The organism is Pseudarthrobacter sp. BIM B-2242 (genome assembly GCF_014764445.1).
GTDB classification, from domain to species: Bacteria; Actinomycetota; Actinomycetes; order Actinomycetales; family Micrococcaceae; genus Arthrobacter; species Arthrobacter luteus_A.
On record NZ_CP061721.1, the window covers coordinates 3,680,742 to 3,702,036 of the forward strand.

Genomic DNA, 21,295 nt, shown 5'->3' on the forward strand with positions numbered 1-21,295 from the left:
CAGTCCGGGGTACTCATCAGCTAAGGTCGACGCCGAAGTCCTTGGCGATGCCTGCGAGTCCGGTGGCGTATCCCTGGCCGACGGCCTTGAACTTCCAGTCACCGTTGTTGCGGTAGACCTCGGCAAAAATCATCGACGTTTCGGGCGCGGCGTCCTCGCTCAGGTCGTAGCGGACGATTTCCTTGTCGTCGACCTGGTTGATCACGCGGCAGTAGGCGCTGCGCACCTGGCCGAAGTTCTGGCCGCGCGTTTCGCCCTGGTCGATGGAGACCACAATGACAACGCGTTCGACGTCGGCCGCCACCAGGGAGAGATCCACCAGGATCTGCTCGTCGTCGCCGGCGCCTTCGCCGGACCGGTTATCACCCAGGTGGGTGACGGAGCCGTCCGCGGCAGCGGGCTGGTTGTAGAAAATGAAGTCCGCTGAGGACCGGACCTTGCCGTCCGCGGCAATCAGGAGGGCGGAGGCGTCGAGGTCAAAAGCCTCGCCCGTCGTCGTACGCGGGTCCCAGCCCAGCCCAACTACAGCCTTCGACAGACCTGGTGCGCTCTTCGTCAGGGACAGATTGCTGCCTTTGGTAAGGGTTAGTCCTGCCATGTTTGTACCATTCCTTCGTGTTGAATCGGTCGTGCGAACTAGTCCAGCGAAATGCCGAAATCCGTGGCGATGCCGTGGAGGCCCGTGGCATAGCCTTGGCCAACCGCCCGGAACTTCCATTCGGCACGGTTGCGGTAAATCTCGGCGAAAATCATTGACGTTTCAGGTGCCGCGTCCTCGCTCAAATCGTAGCGGACCACTTCCTGGTCCGTGTCCTGGTTCAGCACACGGCAGTACGCGCCGCGGATCTGGCCGAAGTTCTGGCCACGGACATCCGCCTGGTCGATGGACACAACGATGACAACGCGGTCCACGTCTGCTGCGATCAGGCTGAGGTCGATCAGGATCTGTTCATCGTCGCCGTCGCCCACACCGCTGCGGTTGTCGCCCTGGTGGACCACTGACCCGTCTTTGGCCTGGAGCTGGTTGTAGAAGATGAAGTCGTCCTGGGACCGGACCTTGCCGTCCGCCCCGACAAGGAGCGCCGAAGCGTCCAGGTCGAAGGCTTCGCCGCTGGTGGTCCTGGGATCCCAGCCCAGGCCGATCAGGGCCCGCTCCAGGCCCGGATCGGCCTTGGTGAGGGAGAGATTATTGCCTTTGGTAAGGGTCAGGCTCGACAAAATAATTGATCCTTCGAACGGCTAGAGGACGGCAGCGGCCGGTGCAATCAGATCCGCGACCGAGCGGCCCTGGGCGCGCTCACCGATTGCCTTGAACGTCCAGCCCGCGCCGTCACGGGACACCTTGGACATGATCATGGCCGAATGGGTACCCGAGTCGGTCAGCTGGTACTTGGCGATTTCCGGGCTTCCCGCGGTCGAGTCGTCCACCAGGCGGCAGAAGGCATTCTGCACCTGGTCGAAAGTCTGGCCGGTGTAGCTGCTGATGACGAACACGATGTGTGCCACGGCCGGGGAGACAAGCTCCAGGTTGACCAGGATCGTCTCATCATCGCCGGCGCCGTCGCCGGTCAGGTTGTCCCCGGTGTGGCGCGTGGAGCCGTCCTTGCTTTGCAGCTGGTTGTACCAGACCTGGTCCAGGGCCCTCCCGGACGCGTCGAAGAAAATGGCCGAGGCATCGAGGTCCACCTCTACGGTCTTGGCCTTTCCAAAAAAGCCCTTTTTGACCGGAGCCGCCGAGTCCCAGCCCAGGCCCATCTTGGTTTTTGTGAGCGAACCGCCGTCTTTTTTGGTCAGCGACAGCGACTGGCCCTTCTGCAAGCTCAAACCCATAATTTCTCAACCTCCAGCTAGTGTGAAAATACTCGCGTCCTCAATTCCCAACGTGCCCGCCCATGCCCTAGTTCCTTATCTACATGTGACGTTAGCCGGGGTGAGGACGCAGACCATGCCGATCAGGCCGGACTCGAGAGCGATCCTAGCCGGAATAGAGATAAGTGCGAAGCCCCTTTACGCTGGCGGCAAAATCAGCGAAGCGACGAATGCATGAACCCACGGTAAACGCCCCGTGCAATTGAGAAATTTTGGCAATCCGGCCTCCGGGCGGATGCGCTCCAAAATTGGGCCGTGGCGCGGGCGGAGCCGGACAAGGCGGCCGTGTATGGTCTCGTCTAATTGACGAATTCAGAAGGGACTGAGTTCAATTGGGGGAAAATGACTGACTTGAAGTATCAGGCGCGCCTGCAGGTATTGTCCCAGTGGGCCACTGACGCAGCCGGGCAGGGCCACCTTGTGCCGCGCATCGCGGATCTGGAGGCAATCTCCGCGGCGAGGACCGTCGAGGCCCCGGGGGTCAGCAGGGACGTTGTCGAGCCGTGGTTGCCGACCATCCAGTGGCTGTTGAAACAGGCGGCCTTTGGTGTGGTGGACGCACATGCCCAGCTCCCCGACGAACTGTCGCGTCCCTTGGGCGCCGCCGTTGAGCTGCCGGCGCCGCCGGTGATGGAAGTCAGCCTGGTGGCAGTGGACACCGCCGAAGCCGTCACGGTGGTCGCGGAGATTAAGCCCGCGCCGCCGGCCGCCAAGGTACCGAAGTGGGAGTCCGAGGCCCACGAGCAGGTGAAAGCTGCCGTGCAGCGGTTCACCAAGCCACTCCATGATCTCCTGGCCCGTGATGCCAACGAGGGTGACACCCGCCTGTTGATCACGGACATGCTCTGCGAGGGATTGGGTTACGACAAATTCCGCGATCTGACCACCGAATACATGGTCAAGCAGGATTTCGCGGACTACGGCGTCAGGATTGATAAACAGCTCATTGTGTTCATCGAGGTCAAGCGGGTGAGCCAAAACTCAGCGAGCGCCACCTTCGCCAGGTCCAGATGTATGCGGTCAACGAGGGTGTGGAGTGGATGATCCTCACCAACGGCCAGGTCTGGCAGGCGTACCACCTCACCGGCGGGCTCCCAGTGATTGTGAATCTCGCCTTCGAAATTGACCTCCTCGGCCCCGAGCCGCTGGAGGAAAAAGCGGACAAGATGTTCTTCCTCCACCGGGAAGCACTCAAGCGCCGCCGGATCGATGAGCTGTGGAAGCACCGGGCGGCAACATCGCCGGATGCGCTTCTGGACATCATCCTGTCCGACTCGGTGCTGGACGTCATCCGCAAGGAAATCAAGCGGAACACCGGGATCACCACAACGGTCCAGACGCTGGCGGCCGTGATCCGGACAGAAATCGTCGACCCGAAGCTTCGCAACAGGTAAGGCGGCCGACGGCGGGACCCCCCGCCGTCGGCCGGTTCTGCGGGCTGCGAATTGGGGGAAGTGCTGGTCCGGGCATCGGTCTAAGCTTGTAGGACCAGCAGCTCTCTTCCACTACCGGGGAGGTCATCGTGGACGCTGAAACGGCCACTGTGATTGGCCATGATGTCACCACCATCACCTGCGTCTGCGGCAACACCGTCAGCAAGGACGGGCTGATCCAGGCCAATTCACAGGGCGTCCCTGTCCATAACGCTGACGACACCCCCGTTCCCCCGGAGCTGGCGGCCTGGCCTGACGACGAGGATCTCTACACGCTGTGCCCCGCCTGCGGCCGCGTGTACAGCGACTCGGTGGTCGAAGAGACCGGGACCGCGCCCGTTGCTTTCCGGGTAGACGTCGCAAGCGAGCGAATTGCCGAGGCCATCCGGGTCCACTGGAGCCTTAGCACGTAGGACTTGGCCCGGGACCAGACCCGATGGCTAAGTCGACGCGTCCCGTTCGATTTCCTCCGCAAGGTCGTCCACCTCTTCGGGCGGCAACTCGATGCCCGCCTTGTCGAAGCGCTCCTCGAGAACGTGGCTGACGTCGTCCTCCACGTGCCCCAGACGAATCTCGTGAACGATTTCTTCGGCGATGCTTTCGGGGGTTTCGGTGTGCTCCGACACGACGCTGTCGCCGTCAAGAGGGGCACCCGCGGTATCAGCTCCTGATTCGCTCATAACTCATGGTGGCCGGTCGGCATGGGGCCGTCAATGACTCCGGCCCTTGGCCGGCAGGCAGCGTTGGAGCTTAGGGTGGGCATACCTGGACCGCATGAAGCGACCGGCCTAACGAGGCATCAGAGTTTGGGCCAAGTCACCCTTCCAGGACCTGCCTGATTCCGAACCCGCCCACGGCGAACATCCGCGGGTTGTCGTCGGAGTTACTCACCATCGCGGTGGCCAGGACAAGCGCCCAGCCCAGGGCCCTCACCCAGGTGTCGCTGTCCACCGCGGCGCCAAGGGCGGCCTGGAAGCGGCGGCGGGCGCCGGCGTCGAACATCAGCCATCCCACCGCAAGGTCGACGGCCGGGTCCCCGGCCCCCACGTCGCCGAAATCGATGACGCCGGCCAGCGATCCGTTGTCCGTCAGCAGGACATTGCCCGGGTGAAGGTCGCCGTGGAGCATCATCGGCGGACCATCCCAGGCTGCAACAGCACAGGCTTCGGCCCAGACCACACCCAGCGCTGCTGCCTGCGGGTAGCGTCCGCGGTCGCGGAGCCGATCCACCACCGCCGTGTCACGGTCCGTTAGCGGCACGCCGCGGAACGGATTGACCGGGACGCCGGTTCCGGCTGGCACATGGAGGGAGAGGAGGAAGTCTGCCAGGCCGTCAGCGGCCGGCCCGCGGTCTGCGGCGCCGACGTCGGCCGCGGCCGTTCCGGTGACCCACCGTACGATGCTCCACGGCCACGGAAAGTCCGACGTCGGCTGGCCGGCATGGACGGGCACAGGAACCGCCACCGGGGAGCGGCGGGCTATGCCGGGGACGTAGGCCTGCTCATGCAGAATCAGCGGAACGGCCTCCGCCCTGCGCGGCAGCCGGACGGCGAGGTCCCCGCCCAGCCGGAAGGTCGCGTTGTCCCACCCGTTCGCAACCAGGGTCAGAGGCCGGTCTATGAGGTCGGGCCGCTGGTCCCGGAGAAGGGACCGGACCACTGCGTCGTTCACTTCCAGCGTCGCAGGGGGCATTTCCGCCATACAGAGATCCGTCTCCTCATTAACTGCACCAGGCCGTTACTGCAACAGTCAGGTCCTTCCGTTGTCCGAATATAGTTCAGACTCCGCCTCTAGGCTGCCTGCGGTCCTGGGGCTATAACAGTTGCTAGGCGACCTGATCCGGGAACCCAACCAACCACGAAGGGACCCCTAAATGCCCACCAATGATGCGGAGATGGTCAGTGTCCGGTACATGGTTGATAACGTGGAGGCATCCATCGACTTCTTCACGAAGCACCTCGGATTCACCCTCAGGATGAGCGCTGCGCCGGCCTTTGCCGACGTCGCACGCGGCCAACTGCGGCTTCTCCTGAGCGGGCCAACCAGCTCCGCGGGCCGGCCGATGCCGGACGGAGCCACCCCGGGTCCGGGAGGGTGGAACCGCATTCACCTCATCGTGGCGGACATCGACGCCGAGGTTGAACGGCTGCGCGCCGCCGGCCTCAGCTTCCGCAACACCATTGTCACCGGACCCGGTGGCCGGCAGATCCTGTTGGAAGACCCGTCCGGCAACGTTGTGGAGCTGTTCCAGCCCGCAGGCAGCTGAAACCCGGCCGCGCAGGCAGTTAGAACAGGGACCGCACCTATTTGGCCCAGTCGGCGTCGCCGTAGGGCCGGCCGCGGAAGTGGGCACGAAGGTACTCCCCCACGACGGCAGCCCCCAGGTCCCCGACGTCGGGTGCCACCACCCGCCCGTCCACCCGGCGGACCATCTTCTGGACAAACCGTTCCAGGCCGGGGTCATCACCCAGCCGGAAGAACGTGACCTGCGTGCCGGCCCGCCCCAGGCGGTCCAGCTCGGCCACGGTAAGCCGGATGGTCTCGGGGTCCGGCGGGTAGTCGAACCAGGTTTCGCCGTCGGCCAGCAGGTGCGCGGTGGGTTCGCCGTCGGTCACCACCAGGAGGACAGGCTGCATGGACGGGTGTTTGCGGAAGAACCGGCCAGCCAGCAGTAAACCGTGGTGCAGATTGGTTCCCTTGGTCTGGAAGGGCGGCAAGGCGGTGAGCTCGCCGATGTCCGTGGTCTGCGCGTAGCGGCCGAACGTGATCAGCTGCAGCCGGTCGCCGCGGAAGCGGGTGGAAATGAGATGGTGCAGGGCGAGCGCTGTGCGTTTCATCGGCACCCAGCGTCCCTGGGCGGCCATCGAGAACGAGACATCCACGAGCAGGACCACGGCGGCCTGGGTGCGTGCCTCAGTTTCCGCCACCTCGATGTCCTCCGGGGCGAGGCGCAGTCCGCTGCCCGGGGCGCCGCCGTCGGCAATGGTGCGGCGGATGGCGTTGGTGATGGTCCGCGTGACATCCCACGGCTCGGCATCCCCGAACTCCCACGGGCGGCTCGAACCGGTCTGCTCGCCCGCTGCACCGGCAACACGCGTGTCCCGGCGTCCCTGCCGGCTGGACAGTTGCTTCGCCGTGTCCCGCAGCAGTGCCCGCCCAAGCCGCCGCATGGACTGCGGTGACAGCCGGAGGTCCCCGTCCGCCCCGCGGTGGAGGAACCCGCCGTCGTGCATTGCCTTCTCGATTTCCGCGAGGGTGCGTGCGGTCACGGCGGCATCCTGCCCGAGCTGGCGGGCCAGGGCGTCCAGGTCCAGGTCGTCCAGGCTGGACCCGTTGTAGGACTGCGAGAGCTGCTCGGCGAGCTCGTCCAGCTCGGCGAGGTCCTGCAGCACGCCGGTGCCGTCGCCCAGGCCGAGCCCTTCCTCCCCCTCGAACCGTTCGGAGCCGGCCCAGTCTTCGCCGGGGCGCAGGGCGCGCAGGTTATCGTCGAGCTGGCCGAGCTGGGCCATGAGTTGCGGCGAGCCGAACGCCTGGGCCGAGAGGTTCATCAGCTCCTCCCGCTGCTCCCGGGACATGGACTGCAGCATCCGCTGGGCTGCTGCTGCGCGCTGGGCGAGGGCGTCGATCAGTTCCTCGACGGACTGCGGATTCTCAGGGAAGTACTGCCCGTGCCTTGCCATGAAGTTCTGGAAGTCCGCGTCCGTATCCTCGCCGCGCCGGTGCTTGTCGAGCAGTCCGTTGAGGTCCTGCAGCATCTCGTTGACCGCCGCACGGTCTTCATTGGTGGCGTTCTCCAGCGCCTGCTTCATGCCGGCGAACCGCTGGTCCAGGACCTCGCGGCCCAGCAGGTCCTTGATCCGCTCATACGCCTCGCGGGCTGTCGACGACTGCCAGTCATAGGTGGCCAGTTCGTTGACCGCCGCTGCCGTGGACCGGGGCAGGTTCTGCAGCTGCATCTCCCGGAACGCGCGGTCGGTGTTGTCCATCATGGCGTCGCGGGCCAGCTGTTTTCGCTCCTCCAGCACCGCGGTCTCCAGCAGTTTCTGGACTTCATTGAGAGTGCCGTCGAGTTTGTGCCGGCCCAGCAGGTCCTTGCGCCGCTGCTGGACGCGGCCGGCGAGGTCGTCCAGGCCTTCCCGGCTGCGGCCGCCGCGGCGCAGGAACTCCTGGAGGGCGTGCCGCGGCGAGTAACCGGCCATGACGTCCTCGGCCACGGCGTCAAGGGCCTCCGCCAGGTCCACCGGCGGGGCGAGCGGATCAGGGCCCCCGCGGTACCGGCTGTACCTGGACCGGTTGTGAATGCTCATGGGCCCTCCTGCCCTCAGCGTCCGTACGGCAAGCGCTACCCGTAAACCGTTGCCTCGTCGTCGGACTCCTTGGCGATCCGGCGGGCGAGGTAGAGGCCTTCCAGCGCGAGTTCGACGGCGGCGGCCCGCTGACCGTCGTTGGTCGCACCGAGGCGTTCACTGATTTCGTCGTAGAGGCGGGAGCCGTTGAGGGACGGGAGGTTCTCCAGAAACTCCCGCGCGGTGACCAGTTCGCCGGTGGTCACCGTGGTGTGGCCGTCGAGCGCGGCCACCAGCTGGCCCATGTCGATGCCATGGAAGTGCGCGCGCACGGCTTCCGCTGTGGCCATGCGCAGGAGATGCTCGAGGATGTCCTGTTCGCGGCCTTCCTCGCCGGATTCGAACTCAATTTTGCCGGCAAGGACTTCCACGGCCGCTTCGAGGTCGATGATTCGTGCCACGGCCTCGTCTTCGCCCCTTACGCTGGCGCGGCGCAGGGCTGCCGCGGCAACGGTTTCGGCGCCGGCGATGGCGAACCGGGCGGATACCCCGGAGGTCTGGTTGATGGCCGGGGACTGCCGCAGCGCCCGGGTGTAGCGGGCCAGGATCTCCAGGATGACGGGCGGGACGCCGGCCACCAGCTGCCCTTCCTGCCGGATGACAGCCACCTCGTCGTCGAGCTCTATGGGGTAATGCGTGCGGATCTCGGCGCCGAAGCGGTCCCGCAGCGGCGTGATGATCCGGCCGCGGTTGGTGTAGTCCTCCGGGTTGGCGGACGCCACCACCAGCACGTCCAGCGGCAGCCGCAGCACGTAGCCGCGGATCTGGATGTCGCGTTCCTCCATCACGTTGAGCATCGAGACCTGGATGCGCTCGGCGAGGTCGGGCAGTTCGTTGATGGCGATGATTCCGCGGTTGGAGCGCGGGACCAGGCCGTAGTGGATGGTTTCCGGATCACCGAGCCGGCGGCCCTCGGCCACCCGCATCGGGTCGATGTCGCCGATCAGGTCGGCGACGGAGGTGTCCGGCGTCGCGAGTTTTTCGACGTACCGTTCGGAGCGGTGGCGCCACGCCACCCGCAGCCGGTCCCCCTCGGTGAGGGCGCGGGCCCGGGACTGCTCCGTGATGGGTTCATAGGGGTGTTCGTTGAGTTCCGAATCTTCGATCACCGGCGACCATTCGTCCAGCAGCCCGGCCAGGGTGCGCAGGAGCCGGGTTTTGCCCTGCCCGCGTTCGCCGAGGAGCACGACGTCGTGGCCGGCGAGCAGGGCGCGCTCGAGCTGCGGCAGGACGGTCCGGCTGAAGCCGTACATCCCGGGCCAGGGGTCCCGGCCTGCGGAGAGCGCGGCGAGCAGGTTGTCACGGATTTCGCGGCGCAGGTCCTTGTGCGCGTGGCCGGAGGCACGCAGTTCACCAACAGTGAAGATATCGGGACGATCACTCACCCCTCTACGGTAGACCTCCATCGGGCGGGGAATCGAGGGATTTGCCGAGATTCCTGCTCGCTTGCCTCCCGTGCGTCTTACGCTTGATCCTGATGACTGCAGCAACGCCTGAACCTTCATCGGAGCCCTCACCGCCGGCACCACCGCCGGCGCCGCCGTCGGGCACCTTGCTCCTGTTGGTGCGCCATGGGGTGACACCGACCACGGGCAAGGTGCTGCCGGGGCGTGCGCCGGGACTCCACCTGTCCGACGGCGGCCGGGCGCAGGCCGAACGGGTTGCGGAACGTCTCGCGGATGTGGCGGTCGAGGCCGTCTATTCCTCGCCGCTGGAGCGCGCGCGGGAGACGGCGGAGCCAACGGCCGTCCGCGCCGGACTGGATGTTAAGCACGACGACGGTCTGCTCGAATGCGATTTCGGCGACTGGACCGGGGCTGCCCTGGCGGACGTTGCCGGGCTGCCGGAGTGGAAAACGGTCCAGCACAGCCCCTCCACCTTCCGCTTCCCGAACGGCGAGAGCTTCACCGAAATGCAGGACCGGATCGTCGGATCGCTGGAGGCCCTGCGCACGGCCCATGCCGGGGGCGTGGTGGTGTGTTTCTCCCACGCCGATCCCATCAAGGCGGCCGTGGCCCACGCGCTGGGCACACCCCTGGACCTTTTCCAGCGGATCGTCATCAGCCCGGGTTCGGTGTCGGCCATCTCCTTTGTGGAGGGTCAGGCGCCGGCCGTGCTGATGGTGAATTCGACGTCGGAACCGCTCAGCGGGCTGAGGGGGCCGTGACGTGGGGACGCCCGGCGGGACAGACGGCGGGACGGGGCAGGCGGTGACCGGCCGGGAGCTGACGCTGCTCTCCGAGGGCAGGGTTGAGCTGGTGGGACGGATCCCGCGCAGCAGCAACGAGACGTTCCTCGCCGAGGTCTCCTGCGCGGAGGACTCCGGGTATGCGGTCTACAAGCCGGAAGCCGGGGAACGCCCGCTGTCCGATTTCGAGCCGGGCCTCTACCGGCGCGAACGCGCAGCATACCTGCTCAGCGAGGCGCTGGGATGGGGCCTGGTGCCGCCGACGGTGATCCGGGAGGAAGCGCCGCTGGGGGTAGGGTCGCTGCAGTGGTTCATCGAGTGCGACTTCCAGGAGCATTACTTCACGCTCTACGAGGATGCACCCGAGACTCACCCCGACCTGGCCAGGATCGCCCTGTTCGACTACGTCGCCAACAACACCGACCGTAAAAGCGGGCACGTGCTCCGCGGCGACGACGGCCGGGTGTGGGGCATCGACCATGGGCTGTGCTTCGCGGCCAGCTTCAAACTGCGAACCGTGATCTGGGATTTTGCCGGCCATCCCATCCCCGCTGCCCTGCTTGAGGACATCGCGCCCCTGGCGGAAGCCACGCCTCCAGAGGTGGCGGAACTGCTCGACGCCGGCGAGGTCACCGCCCTGGAGCGCCGCGTCCAGCGCCTGCTCAGCTCCGGCGTGCTGCCGGTTGACCGCACCGGCATGCGGTACCCGTGGCCGCTCGTTTAGCGCGTCCTTTTATCATTCTTTGGGGTAAAGCCGTTCGTCTTTTCGGACGCCCTGAGACAATGGCCCAATGGAAATCGCCCTGGGACTTCTGGTTCTCGTCGCGGTGGTCTGCGCCGGCAGCGCCCTTGGCCGGAAACTCAACATTTCCGTTCCGTTGCTGCTGGTGCTGGCCGGCGTTGCCGGGTCCTTCCTCCCGTTCGTTCCGCGCATTGAGCTGACCCCGGAACTGGTCCTCGTGGGCCTGCTGCCTCCCCTGCTGTACGCCGCCGCGCTCCGGACTTCCCTGTTCGATTTCGGCTCGAACCGCCGCGCCATCGGGTTACTCTCGGTGGGCTACGTCATCTTCGGAACCATCACCGTGGGCTTTGTGGTCTGGTGGCTGTTCCCGGAGATCCCGCTGGCCGCCGCAATCGCCCTCGGTGCCGTCCTGGCGCCGCCCGATGCGGTGGCTGCGACGGCCATCGCCCGGAAGGTGGGGATGCCGCGCAGGATTGTCACCATCCTTGAGGGTGAGTCCCTGGTCAACGACGCCACCGCGCTGATCTGCCTCCGGGCTGCCATTGCGGCCATCGCAGGTTCGGTGTCCGCAGCGGAGATCGCCGGGGACTTCCTGCTCGCCGTGGGCGGCGGATTGGTGGTGGGCATGGCAGCGGCCTACGTGCTGACCGCGCTGCGGAAGCGGATCCGGAATGTGGCCATTAACACGTCAACGTCGCTGGTGGCCCCGCTTGTCGCGTACCTGCCGGCCGAAGCGATCCACGCCTCGGGCGTCCTCGCCGTCGTCGTAACCGGCCTGGTGATGGGCACCAAGGCGCCATCCATGCCCAACGGCGCCGCCCGGCTGAGCCAGCGCAGCAACTGGAACACGGTGCAGTTCCTGCTGGAGAACTCAGTGTTTCTCTTGATCGGGCTCCAGGTACGGACCATCATCGACGGCGTCCAGGACGACTCCCTAGGGGCCGGCAGGATCTGGGCTGGCTGCGTCATCATCCTGCTGGCGGTCCTGGTGCTCCGGCCGGTGTGGGTGTTCCCGGCCACGTACCTGCCCCGGCTGATTCCGGCCGTACGGCGGAACGACCCGGCACCGCCGTGGCAGTTCGCGGCAGTGGTCTCCTGGGCCGGGATGCGCGGGGTGGTCACGCTGGCCGCGGTGCTGGTGCTGCCCGCGGATCTCGAACACCGTTCGGTGCTGATCCTCGCTGCCCTGGTGGTGGTGGGCGGCACGCTGACGCTGCAGGGCTTCACCCTTCCGGCACTGGTCCGCGTCCTGCGGGTGCAGGGCCCGGACCAGCGCGAGGACGCGCTGAACCAGGCCTCGCTGATGCAGCAGGCCACCGCTGCGGGCGTGGCCCGCCTGCAGGAACTGCGCACGGACGACGATCCGCCGGAGGTCGTGGCCATGCTCAAACGGCGCACCCAGGAGCGCGGACTGGCCGCCTGGGAACGGCTGGGCCGGCCGTCGGCGGAGACCGCGACGCCCAGCGAGCGCTATGCCAGGCTGCGGCTAGCCATGCTGGAAGCGGAGCGGGCCAAGGTGCTCGAGTTGCGGCGCGGCGGCGAGTACGCCCACGAGGTCCTCAGCGACGTCCTGGAGCGGCTGGACGTTGAGGAATCCATGCTGGACGTCGCGCTGGACGAGGTGGACACGTCCGGCGAGGGCGGCGGCGAAGGGATCGCACGGCCCGGCGGGGTGTGCGGCCACCTCGAGTCAGCCCGGTCCCGGGACGTGCCCCCGGACGCCTTCTGCGAGGACTGCGTTCGGGAAGGCACGACGACGGTGCACCTGAGAATGTGCCTGCGGTGCGGCAACGTGGGGTGTTGTGATTCTTCGGCAGGCTCCCACGCGTCCCGGCACTTCGAAGCGACCGGGCACCCCGTCATGCGGAGCATTGAGCCGGGCGAGGACTGGCGGTGGTGCTACCAGGATGACCTGCTGGGGTGAGGGGTCTAGCCGTCCAGCCGCACACCGCGGAGCAGCAGGAGCGTCCCGCCCACTACCACCGCCGATGCCAGGAACACTCCCCCCGCGCCGAGCCCGGCCGCCACGACGCCGATGGCGCTGGGCAGCACCACCTGGCCTACCCTGTTGCCGGCCAGCCGCAGGGCCAGCGCCCGGCCGCGCTGCCCCGCAGGAGCCTGCGCTGACAGCCAGGACATGGTGAGGGGCTGGCCGATGCCGAGCCCCAGACCCAGGACGGCCATGACCACAAAGAGCAGCCATGCCGGCATGGGAATTGCGGCCGCGGACAGGGCAACAGTGGACAGGGCGAGGCTGAAAACCAGCAACCGCATGCGCCCCAGCTTCCGCGACATCTGCCCCAGCATCAGCCGGGACACCATGGAAAACACGGCGCGGGTGGTGAGCATCAGGCCCACCGTTGCCGCAGTGAGCCCGCGTTCGGCGCCGAGTGCGGGGAGGTAGACCATGGTCAGGTCCACCACGGCCAGGACGGTGGCGCTGGTGGCCAGGGCACGTGCCACGCCGGGCGTCTTCAGCAGCGAAACGGCACTGCCGTTCCCGCCGTCGCCCGTAACCGCTTTCCTTTTGCCGCCGCTGACTTTGGCCGAGACACCGAACGTGGTCACAAAAAGCACCAGGCTCATGCAGACGGCAAGGAAGAAGATCGCCTGGGTGTCGGGCCGGACGGAGGCGCCTCCCACCAGGGAAATTGCCAGCGGCCCCAGGGCCTGCCCCAGAGATGCCGCGAATGTCAGGTAACCGAAGGCGGAGTCCATCCTGGATGATGCGGCGTTGTTGGCCACCACCGCCTGCTGCCCCACAACGCAGGCAAGCTGGCCGGCGCCGAGGAACGCCGTTCCGATGATGAGCGCCACGATGGACGATCCCCACAGAAACAGAAAAGCAGAGCAGGCAAGAACGACGGCGGACCCGATCGCCATCAGCCGGCGCTCACCCAGGCGGTCCACCAGTCCGCCCGTGGGGACGGCGAGCAGCAGGGGAAAGACGGCGTAGCTGGCGGCGAGGAGGCCCAGCGCGTAACCGGGCACGTCCAGTTCGAGCGCCCGGTAGGTGGCGGCAGGACGGACCAGGAAGGTCACGGCCTGGATCAGGGCGGAGTGCGTGAGGAGGGCTGTGGCCGAGCGGCGGCCGAGTTCACCAATCATGAGACGGTGAGGCTGCCCGTGATGGCACGCACCGCCGCGTCCCGGGCTCCCATAACGTGGTCGAAGGCGAGCTTGGCGGCTTTTTCCGGTTTGCCGGCGGCCACCGCATCCACCAGGATCCGGTGCTGGGCCAGGGCCTGGTCCCGCCGCTCCTGCGTGCTGTTGGTGAAGTGGCGGTACCGCTCCATCTGGCTGGAGATCTGGTCATGAAACCGCCTGGCCCACGAGTTCCCCGCAATTTCGGCGATCTTCGCGTGCAGCGCCATGCCCTGTTTCATGGCGTCATCGGCAAACGTCACCATGGCGGCATTGCGTTCAAGGATGCCGTTGAGTGCTTCGATGTCGGCCGCGGTCGCCTTCACGCACGCCTGCCGCGCCATCAGCGATTCCATCGACGCGCGCACCTCGTACAGCTCGGAAATTACTGCCTCATCCAAGGCCGGCACCAGGACACCCCCGGTGGGCTGCTGTTCCAGCAGGCTCTCGGAAATGAGCCGCCGGATGGCCTCCCGCAGCGGCGTGCGGCTCACCTGCAGCGCCTCAGCCATTGCGGGTTCGTAGATGCGCGCCCCGGGCTTCAGTTCCAGGCTCAGGATCTGCCGCTTCAGTTCCGTGTAGACAACGTGTGCCCCGGTGTTCCGGGACGGTGAATCTGCCATGTGGTGACCTCCGCGTTAATCATACTTGTATACATCTATACATGAGTACGCGAGGGTTGCGCGAAAGCGGCCTTACTCACCGGACCAGCGGAGCCGCATGACCGAAATTCGCACGAATATGGGCAAGGCCGCGGGCGAGCGGGGTGAGAATGGTGGAATGAGCTCCGCGTTGACACGAAACCGGCCCAAATGCCGACAGCCAGTCCGGGACCGGGGTCCCGCCGTCGGCGTTAGGCCGGCGCTGCGGTGAGTTCGTTCGTTCTGATCCCGGGCGCCGGCGGCGCAGCATGGTACTGGAGCCACGTCGTTCCTCTGCTGCAGGGGGCAGGCCACCAAGCCGCCGCGGTCGATCTGCCCGGCGACGACGAAACCGCCGGGCTCCCCGAATACACCAGTCTGGTCGTGGAAGCCATCGGTGAGCACCACGGCGTGGTGCTCGTGGCGCAGTCCTTGGGAGCCTTTACCGCTCCGTTGGTGTGTGAGAAGGCGTCCGTCGGGGAGTTGGTGCTGGTGAATGCGATGATCCCCGCGCCGGGCGAGACGCCGGGCGCATGGTGGGACAACACCGGATGGGCTGAGGCGCAGCAAAGCGCAGCGAAGGCCCACGGCTACAGCACCGGCTTCGACACGGACACCTACTTCCTGCACGACATTCCCCCGGAAATCGCCGCTGAAGGGGAGGCGCATCAGCGCCCTGAAGCCAACGCAGTGTTCGAATCGGTCTGCACCTTCACGGCGTGGCCCGGCATCCCTACACGCGTACTTTCCGGGGAGGGGGACCGGTTCTTTCCCCTGGACTTCCAGCGCCGGGTGGCGCGTGAACGCCTCGGCATCGAGCCCGACGTTGTGCCCGGCGGCCACCTCCTCGCCCTGGCAAATCCGGAAGGTGTAGCCGAGTACTTGCTGCGCAGGTGAACGGGACGACACCCCGGGAAGCGGCCGACGGCGGGACCTCCCGCCGTCGGCCGCTCCGTTTATCGGGCGTCGCCGTGGGCGAGGTTGCTGGAGAGCTCCCGGTGGGCATTGGCCTGGTCCAGGAGGGCCCTGGCCCGCGTCTCGAAGGTGCCGACGGCGTCCGCTCCGGCGGCGAACCGAAGCGGCGGCTCATCCAGTTCGGCCAACTGGATCAGCGCGTCGGCCAGCTTGGCCGGGTCTCCACCCTGCTGGCCGTCCATGCTTTGCCATGCCTTGACGGTCTGCCCGGTGCGCTCGGCGTAGTCCTCAATAGTGGATTCGGCGTAGCTGGTGGATTCCGGGGTGAGCAGCTCGGTGCGGAAGAACCCCGGCTCCACGATCATGCTGCGGATACCGAACGGAGCCACCTCCGGGGCCAAGGACTCCGCCCAGCCCTCCACACCGAATTTCGACGCAGCGTAAGCGGTGAGGAACTCGCCGCCTGCGAGGCCTGCGGTTGAGGAGATGGTGACCACCAGGCCCGAGCGCTGTGCCCGCAGGACCGGCAGGGCCGCGCGGGTGACGTTCATAGGACCGAACATGGTGGTTTCGATTTGTGCCCGAAAGTCCGCGGGAGTGATTTCCTCGAAAAATCCGGCGTAGAAGTTGCCGGCGTTGTTCACAAGGACGTCGATCCGGCCGAACCGGGCCACGGCTGCCTGGATGGCGGCGGCCGAATCGGCGGGGTCTGTGACATCGAGCTTCACGGCGAGGAGGTTCTCGTGTTCGCCGATGGCCCTGGAAACTTTGTCCGGGTTCCGGCCGGTGGCGACCACGGCATGGCCGGCGGCGAGGGCAGCCTTAGCGATATCTGTCCCCAGGCCTCGGCCTGCGCCGGTAACGAACCAGACCTTGTTGCCGGCCAGGTTGTCGTTCTCAGTGGTGGTGTTCTGCTCAGTCATGGGTTGGTTCTGTCTTTCCTGGGTTGCGTGATTCCGGCCGCGCGCGGAAGCGCGCGGGCCGGGAGGATCCGCCGGCAGGATCGCCGGTGGTGGTTGTTTCTGGCGGCGATGCCGCCCAGCTGGCGAGGAAGGCCAGCGCGTTTTCAGAGGCGGAGCCCGGCTCCGCGGTGAAGGTAAACAGGGTCTGCCCTTCGTCACCGGGGAGGTCCAGCGTCTCGAACTGCAGGGACAGGTCGCCGGCCACCGGGTGGTGGAAGCGTTTAGTTCCTGTGGTGTGGATGCGCACGTCGTGCCCGGCCCACAGCTCTGCAAAGAACCCGCTGCCCGTAGTCAGTTCCCCAACAAGTTCGTTCAATGCCCTGTCGTGGGGATTCCGGCCTGACGCCAGGCGAAGCATGGCCACTGTGGTGGCCGCCACCGCCTTCCAGTCAGGGTAGAGATCGGCTGCGCCAGGGTCGAGGAAGAGGTAGCGTGCCTGATTCGGCAGCCGGTTCGGAACGTCCGGACCCACTGAGACGGCTGAGGTCAAGACCTCGGCATACAGCGCCCTGCCCAGCAGGTTAGTGGCGAGCACATCGCCGCGGCCGTTCTGCACCATGGCGGCCACGCCGGTCATTCCGTCCAGCAGGCGCAGCACCCCGGGACGGACGCGCTGCTGTGTCGGGCGGCGGGGCGTCCGGACCGACGGCGTGTTGGCCGTTCGCGCCAGGTCCATCAGGTGTTCGCGCTCGGCCTCGTCCAGCTGAAGGGCTGAGGCCACAGCCCCGAGCACCGAGTCGGAGACGCCGCGGATGCTGCCGCGTTCCAGCCGCGTGTAGTAATCCGTGCTCACCCCGGCGAGTTGCGCCACTTCCTCACGGCGCAGGCCCGGCACGCGCCGCAGCTCCCCGTAACTGGGGATTCCGGCCTGCTCCGGGCTGACCTTCGCACGACGCGAAATCAGGAAATCACGGATCTCTTCTTTTCTGTCCACAACCACCACGCTACGCAGCGCGGTTGGCTGGCGGCAGTGTCTGTCAGACACCCCCACAGGCGAGTTCGGGCGGCGGAGGCAATGAATCGATCCACACCGGACATCACCCTGAGAGCCTTCTCACACGAGAGGACCGGACGCGGTCAAGCCTCGGAAGCGGGACGAAACAATTGACTCGAGCGGCCGGTTCCAGTACGCGCGCGCCAATGAAATGCAAGCGCTTACGCATGGCCCGGAATCAGCGCGGCACGGCCGCCGAAACGTGTTTGTGCGCGGTCCCTGAACGCCCCTACGGTGGAAAAGCCAGATGACCTCGAGTCTCTCGCCACAACCGTCGCTGCTGCGACGGTATCCCCCAAACAATGGTGTCCCTGATGACGCCTGCGTAATCGGGGCGCCGGAGTAACGGGATGTGGGCACCCGCCCGTCTTCCACGAACAGTTTCACCTCCGCGAGAAGAGCACTATGCACAAGCACCCCCAATCACACCCCATGCTGCTGTGGCGCCCGGCCGCCGCGGCCCTTGCCGTCGCCATTGCGGCCTCGGCATTCCTGGCGGTACCGTCCGCACAGGCCAACGAGCCTGCTGACCCGCCGGCCGTCGAGCAGATGCCGGCGCCCACCCAGGGATTCCCCCTCCCCACCGAGCACACGCAGCAGGCCCACGATCCGGCGTCGGACTTCACGTCAAAGTGGACCCGCGCGGATGCCAAGCAGATCATGGCGCAGAGCGATTCCACCGTGGCCCCGGGCCAGAACTCCATGAGCCCTGATGTCACCATGCCGGAGATCCCCGAGGACTTCCCCGCCATGAACGATGACGTCTGGGTCTGGGACACCTGGTCGCTGACGGACGAGAACGCCAACCAGATCAGCTACAAGGGCTGGGACGTCGTCTTCTCCCTCGTCGCGGACCGCAACGCCGGCTACGGCTTCGACCAGCGGCACTGGAACGCCCGCATCGGCTACTTCTTCCGCAAGACCAATGCAGACCCGGCCAAGGACAAGTGGAACTACGGCGGCCACGTCTTCGCGGACGGCGCGTCCATTGGGAACACCGAGTGGTCCGGCTCCACCCGGCTCATGCAGGGCAACCAGGTCAACGTGTTCTACACCGCCACCACCTTCCACGACGTGGCCGAGCGCAACGCCGGCGGCGGCGGGATTGCCCCGGACGCGGCCATTGCCAAGGCCCTGGGAAAGATCCACGCCGACAAGAACGGCGTGACGTTCGACGGCTTCCAGCACACCAAGCTGCTGGAACCGGACGGCGAGATGTACCAGACCAAGGAACAGAACCCCGGCTTCGCGTTCCGCGATCCCTACACGTTTGCTGACCCGGCCCACCCCGGCAAGACCTTCATGGTCTTCGAGGGAAACACCGGCGGAACCCGCGGCGAGTACGAATGCAAGCCCGAGGACCTCGGGTACCGCCCCGGCGATGCCAATGCCGAGTCCGTTGACGAGGTCAACAGCAGCGGCGCCTACTACCAGACCGCGAACGTCGGGCTGGCCGTGGCGGACAACAAGGACCTCACCAAGTGGTCCTTCCTGCCGCCCATCCTTTCCGCGAACTGCGTGAACGACCAGACTGAGCGTCCCCAGATCTTCATCCAGAATGAAGGCGGCAAGAACAAGTACTACCTGTTCACCATCAGCCACCAGTTCACGTACGCTGCCGGAATGCGCGGTCCCGACGGCGTGTATGGCTTCGTGGGCGACGGCGTCCGTTCCGATTACCAGCCGATGAACAACAGCGGCCTTGCACTCGCCTCACCGACCGACCTGAACCTGCCGTCCGAATCACCGGAGGCACCCACCCCGAACCAAAACGGCCGCCAGTTCCAGGCCTACTCGCACTATGTGCAGCCCGGCGGCCTGGTGCAGTCCTTCATCGATAACGTCAACGGCGTGCGCGGCGGTTCCCTGTCCCCCACGGTGAAGATCAACTTCCGGAACGGCGTCTCGGCCGTTGACCGCAGCTTCGGCCAGAACGGACTCGGCCCGTTCGGTTACCTGCCCACCAACGTCCGCGTCGGCGGCGAGGGACTCTACAAGTAACCAGTACGGAGCGGGGCGCCTTGGGGGCGCCCCGCCCCGTTGCCGGTGAAGCACCCGCGTCCGCAAAGCGGCCTTATTGTTGATTGGTCACCATGCCGGAAAATCCTCCTGCCCGCCCTCTCCTCACCCGGCGCACTGTCTGGGTCATAGCCATCTGCAGCGCAGCCCTGATTGCCCTTCTCGTCAGTGTTGTTCCGATCAGCGGATCGGATGCCAAAGCCCGGGCAGAACAGGCCCTTGGGAGCATTGCGGCTGCCCAGACGGCATCGAAGGATTCCAACGGCACGTATGCCTCGTACTGGCTGACGGGCGGTGACCACAGCCTGACTGCCATTCAACCGGTCACGGCCGAAGGGGCAGCGGACATCAGGAGCATTTATTGCGAGGACGGCTGGGTTGCAGCAGCCAGCGTGAACGGCGAAATTTACCTGCGCTCAAGCCTTGAAGAAGATGCCGTGCCGGCCGCAGAAGTCCGCCGGCCCGGCTGCATCACGGCCGAAGCTGTCCGCCACATGCTTTCGGACATTGGCCTGCCTGAAGAACCGCCTGCTGCCGGTTCAGCAATTGATCGGCCCGCGGGTTCATCGAAGTACCGCCCGAACTTCCACATCACCCCGGAACGGAACTGGATGAACGATCCGCAGAAGCCGTTTTTCCTCAACGGGCTGTGGCATTACTACTACCTGTACAACTCGGACTATCCGGAAGGAAACGGAACCGAGTGGTACCACCTCACCAGCGAAGACCTGCTGACCTGGAAGGACGAAGGGGTGGCCATCGAGAAATACAAAAACGGGCTGGGGGACATTGAAACGGGCAGTGCCGTGGTGGATCACGAGAACACCGCCGGCTTTGGGCACGGGGCTGTCATCTCCGTGCTGACCCAGCAGGACCAGGGGGTCCAGCGACAATCGCTGTTCTACTCAACGGACGGCGGGTACACCTTTGCCTCCTACGAGGGAAATCCGGTGATGGACAATCCCGGAGCAGAACATTGGCGGGACCCGAAAATTGTCTGGGACGGACCAAACAAGCAGTGGATCATGCTCCTCGCCGAGGGCCGCAAGATCGGCCTGTACACCTCCCCGGACCTCAAACAATGGCACTACGTTTCCGGTTTCGAACGGACCGGCCTGGGAACCCTGGAGTGCCCCGACTTTTTCCAGCTGGACCTGGACGGCGACCCCGCCAAGAGAACCTGGGTTTTGGCGGCCAGCGCCAACGGGACAGCAGAGGGCCGAACCACAGGGGTTGCCTACTGGACCGGAAACTGGGATGGAAGCGGGTTCACGCCCCAGGACGAGAGGCACCAGTGGCTGGATGCGGGATCTGACTTCTATGCAGCAGTGACCTGGGATGACCCCCGGCTGACAGAAGGCCAGCGAATGCAGTCCAGGCAGGCCATCGGCTGGATGAACAACTGGGACTACGCCCGCAAACTCCCTACTGAGGACTGGCACGGCGGCATGGATTCCCTCATACGGGATATCAGGCTCAAAACCGTCCAGGACCGCCCAACACTGGTCTCCGCTCCCGCTAAGAGCCTGGGCAGGCTGGAGGGCCACACCGAGTCTGTGGATTCCGAGGTGATCAGCCCCGACGGCACCACAAATCTGCCGTCCCCGGAAGGGGGCGCGTACCGGCTGGACCTAACGGTTGAACGGCCGGAAAACCATGAGGGGTCAGAGGCGCGGCTGAAGTTGGAGAGTGACGGCCGGACGTTTGCAACCATCGGTTACAACTTCCCGGACCAAACCGTGTCCCTGACCCGGGAACAGCCAAGCGGCACGGACCTGGGCCCGCTCTTCAGCCAACCGCGGACCGCGTCAGTCCCCGGAAGCGACGGCGTGGTGAAGCTGACCGTTTTCGTTGACTACTCGTCAGTGGAGGTGTTCGTGAACGAGGGCGAGCAAACGCTCACCTCACTCGTCTTCCCCGGCTCGGAGCGGCACGCCATCAGCATGTCCACGGACAAAGGAACGCTGTCCCTTAGATCCCTGACGTCCACGTCCATGTCCGCAGCCCGCTGAAGCAGGCTGCCCGGGGCGTAGGATCCTGCC

The 21,295-nt window shown here is 66.1% G+C and carries 21 protein-coding genes; 10 read left to right on the forward strand and 11 right to left on the reverse strand.

The window, feature by feature from the left end; translation table 11 throughout:
• Positions 1-16 precede the first annotated feature (16 nt).
• Genes IDT60_RS17015 through IDT60_RS17025 form a run of 3 tightly spaced genes read right to left on the reverse strand, consistent with a single transcriptional unit; the run spans position 17 to position 1,830 of the window.
• Positions 17-598 (reverse strand): TerD family protein, encoded by a 582-nt coding sequence (locus IDT60_RS17015; protein WP_164204805.1) that lies wholly within the window; start codon positions 596-598, stop codon positions 17-19.
• Between the two features lie 38 nt (positions 599-636).
• Positions 637-1,218 carry a TerD family protein gene (locus IDT60_RS17020; protein WP_164204803.1) on the reverse strand — a complete coding sequence of 194 codons (582 nt, stop codon included), beginning with the start codon at positions 1,216-1,218 and terminating at the stop codon, positions 637-639.
• A 21-nt stretch (positions 1,219-1,239) separates the two neighbouring features.
• Positions 1,240-1,830: a TerD family protein gene (locus IDT60_RS17025; RefSeq protein ID WP_164204801.1), complete on the reverse strand. Its 591-nt coding sequence runs from the start codon at positions 1,828-1,830 to the stop codon at positions 1,240-1,242.
• Between the two features lie 381 nt (positions 1,831-2,211).
• Here IDT60_RS17025 and IDT60_RS17030 point away from each other — a divergent pair, with 381 nt between their 5' ends.
• The 3 genes from IDT60_RS17030 to IDT60_RS17040 all read left to right on the forward strand — a co-directional run bounded on the left by IDT60_RS17030 (position 2,212) and on the right by IDT60_RS17040 (position 3,715).
• Positions 2,212-2,913 (forward strand): hypothetical protein, encoded by a 702-nt coding sequence (locus tag IDT60_RS17030; protein ID WP_191079947.1) that lies wholly within the window; start codon positions 2,212-2,214, stop codon positions 2,911-2,913.
• Complete coding sequence (locus IDT60_RS17035) at positions 2,910-3,263, forward strand: hypothetical protein (RefSeq protein WP_191079948.1); 354 nt, start codon at positions 2,910-2,912, stop codon at positions 3,261-3,263. The genes IDT60_RS17030 and IDT60_RS17035 overlap by 4 nt, the downstream gene beginning before the upstream one ends.
• A 128-nt stretch (positions 3,264-3,391) precedes the next feature.
• Positions 3,392-3,715, forward strand: coding sequence for a hypothetical protein (locus tag IDT60_RS17040; protein ID WP_164204797.1), 324 nt, complete (start codon positions 3,392-3,394; stop codon positions 3,713-3,715).
• Positions 3,716-3,742: 27 nt separating this feature from the next.
• Here IDT60_RS17040 and IDT60_RS17045 read toward each other — a convergent pair whose 3' ends face one another.
• On the reverse strand, positions 3,743-3,982 hold the full coding sequence (locus IDT60_RS17045; protein WP_191079949.1) for a hypothetical protein: 240 nt from the start codon (positions 3,980-3,982) through the stop codon (positions 3,743-3,745).
• A gap of 136 nt (positions 3,983-4,118) precedes the next feature.
• Complete coding sequence (locus IDT60_RS17050; RefSeq protein ID WP_191079950.1) at positions 4,119-5,003, reverse strand: aminoglycoside phosphotransferase family protein; 885 nt, start codon at positions 5,001-5,003, stop codon at positions 4,119-4,121.
• Positions 5,004-5,175: 172 nt separating this feature from the next.
• Between IDT60_RS17050 and IDT60_RS17055 the strand changes: the two genes are divergently transcribed.
• Positions 5,176-5,568, forward strand: coding sequence for a VOC family protein (locus IDT60_RS17055; RefSeq protein ID WP_191079951.1), 393 nt, complete (start codon positions 5,176-5,178; stop codon positions 5,566-5,568).
• A 37-nt stretch (positions 5,569-5,605) separates the two neighbouring features.
• On the opposite strand, the gene IDT60_RS17060 is transcribed toward IDT60_RS17055, so the two are convergent.
• Both IDT60_RS17060 and IDT60_RS17065 read right to left on the reverse strand, forming a co-directional pair.
• The gene (locus IDT60_RS17060) at positions 5,606-7,609 is read right to left on the reverse strand and encodes a VWA domain-containing protein (RefSeq protein ID WP_191079952.1); all 2,004 of its coding nucleotides are present in this window, start codon (positions 7,607-7,609) and stop codon (positions 5,606-5,608) included.
• Positions 7,610-7,644: 35 nt separating this feature from the next.
• Positions 7,645-9,033, reverse strand: coding sequence for a sigma 54-interacting transcriptional regulator (locus IDT60_RS17065; RefSeq protein WP_164204785.1), 1,389 nt, complete (start codon positions 9,031-9,033; stop codon positions 7,645-7,647).
• Between the two features lie 92 nt (positions 9,034-9,125).
• Between IDT60_RS17065 and IDT60_RS17070 the strand changes: the two genes are divergently transcribed.
• The 3 genes from IDT60_RS17070 (at position 9,126) to IDT60_RS17080 (ending at position 12,502) form a co-directional block, all read left to right on the forward strand.
• On the forward strand, positions 9,126-9,815 hold the full coding sequence (locus IDT60_RS17070) for an MSMEG_4193 family putative phosphomutase (RefSeq protein WP_191079953.1): 690 nt from the start codon (positions 9,126-9,128) through the stop codon (positions 9,813-9,815).
• A gap of 43 nt (positions 9,816-9,858) precedes the next feature.
• Entirely contained in the window at positions 9,859-10,560 is a 702-nt protein-coding gene (locus IDT60_RS17075; protein WP_191082001.1) for an SCO1664 family protein, read from the forward strand.
• 67 nt (positions 10,561-10,627) lie between these two features.
• Positions 10,628-12,502 carry a Na+/H+ antiporter gene (locus IDT60_RS17080; RefSeq protein ID WP_191079954.1) on the forward strand — a complete coding sequence of 625 codons (1,875 nt, stop codon included), beginning with the start codon at positions 10,628-10,630 and terminating at the stop codon, positions 12,500-12,502.
• A 5-nt stretch (positions 12,503-12,507) separates the two neighbouring features.
• Here IDT60_RS17080 and IDT60_RS17085 read toward each other — a convergent pair whose 3' ends face one another.
• Both IDT60_RS17085 and IDT60_RS17090 read right to left on the reverse strand, forming a co-directional pair.
• On the reverse strand, positions 12,508-13,686 hold the full coding sequence (locus IDT60_RS17085) for an MFS transporter (RefSeq protein ID WP_191079955.1): 1,179 nt from the start codon (positions 13,684-13,686) through the stop codon (positions 12,508-12,510).
• Positions 13,683-14,345 (reverse strand): GntR family transcriptional regulator, encoded by a 663-nt coding sequence (locus IDT60_RS17090; protein WP_191079956.1) that lies wholly within the window; start codon positions 14,343-14,345, stop codon positions 13,683-13,685. The genes IDT60_RS17085 and IDT60_RS17090 overlap by 4 nt, the downstream gene beginning before the upstream one ends.
• Positions 14,346-14,591: 246 nt before the next feature.
• On the opposite strand from IDT60_RS17090, the gene IDT60_RS17095 reads away from it, so the two are divergent.
• Positions 14,592-15,260 (forward strand): alpha/beta fold hydrolase, encoded by a 669-nt coding sequence (locus tag IDT60_RS17095; protein WP_191079957.1) that lies wholly within the window; start codon positions 14,592-14,594, stop codon positions 15,258-15,260.
• Between the two features lie 59 nt (positions 15,261-15,319).
• Here the strand turns inward: IDT60_RS17095 and IDT60_RS17100 are convergent, their stop codons facing one another.
• Both IDT60_RS17100 and IDT60_RS17105 read right to left on the reverse strand, forming a co-directional pair.
• Positions 15,320-16,201, reverse strand: coding sequence for an SDR family oxidoreductase (locus tag IDT60_RS17100; protein ID WP_223883777.1), 882 nt, complete (start codon positions 16,199-16,201; stop codon positions 15,320-15,322).
• On the reverse strand, positions 16,194-17,174 hold the full coding sequence (locus tag IDT60_RS17105; protein ID WP_191079958.1) for a helix-turn-helix transcriptional regulator: 981 nt from the start codon (positions 17,172-17,174) through the stop codon (positions 16,194-16,196). Before IDT60_RS17105 ends, IDT60_RS17100 begins: the two co-directional genes overlap by 8 nt.
• 465 nt (positions 17,175-17,639) lie before the next feature.
• On the opposite strand from IDT60_RS17105, the gene IDT60_RS17110 reads away from it, so the two are divergent.
• Both IDT60_RS17110 and IDT60_RS17115 read left to right on the forward strand, forming a co-directional pair.
• Positions 17,640-19,235 carry a glycoside hydrolase family 68 protein gene (locus IDT60_RS17110; protein WP_191079959.1) on the forward strand — a complete coding sequence of 532 codons (1,596 nt, stop codon included), beginning with the start codon at positions 17,640-17,642 and terminating at the stop codon, positions 19,233-19,235.
• Positions 19,236-19,327: 92 nt separating this feature from the next.
• A complete protein-coding gene (locus IDT60_RS17115) occupies positions 19,328-21,265 on the forward strand; it encodes a glycoside hydrolase family 32 protein (RefSeq protein WP_191079960.1) in 1,938 nt (645 codons plus the stop codon).
• The last annotated feature ends 30 nt before the right edge of the window (positions 21,266-21,295 follow it).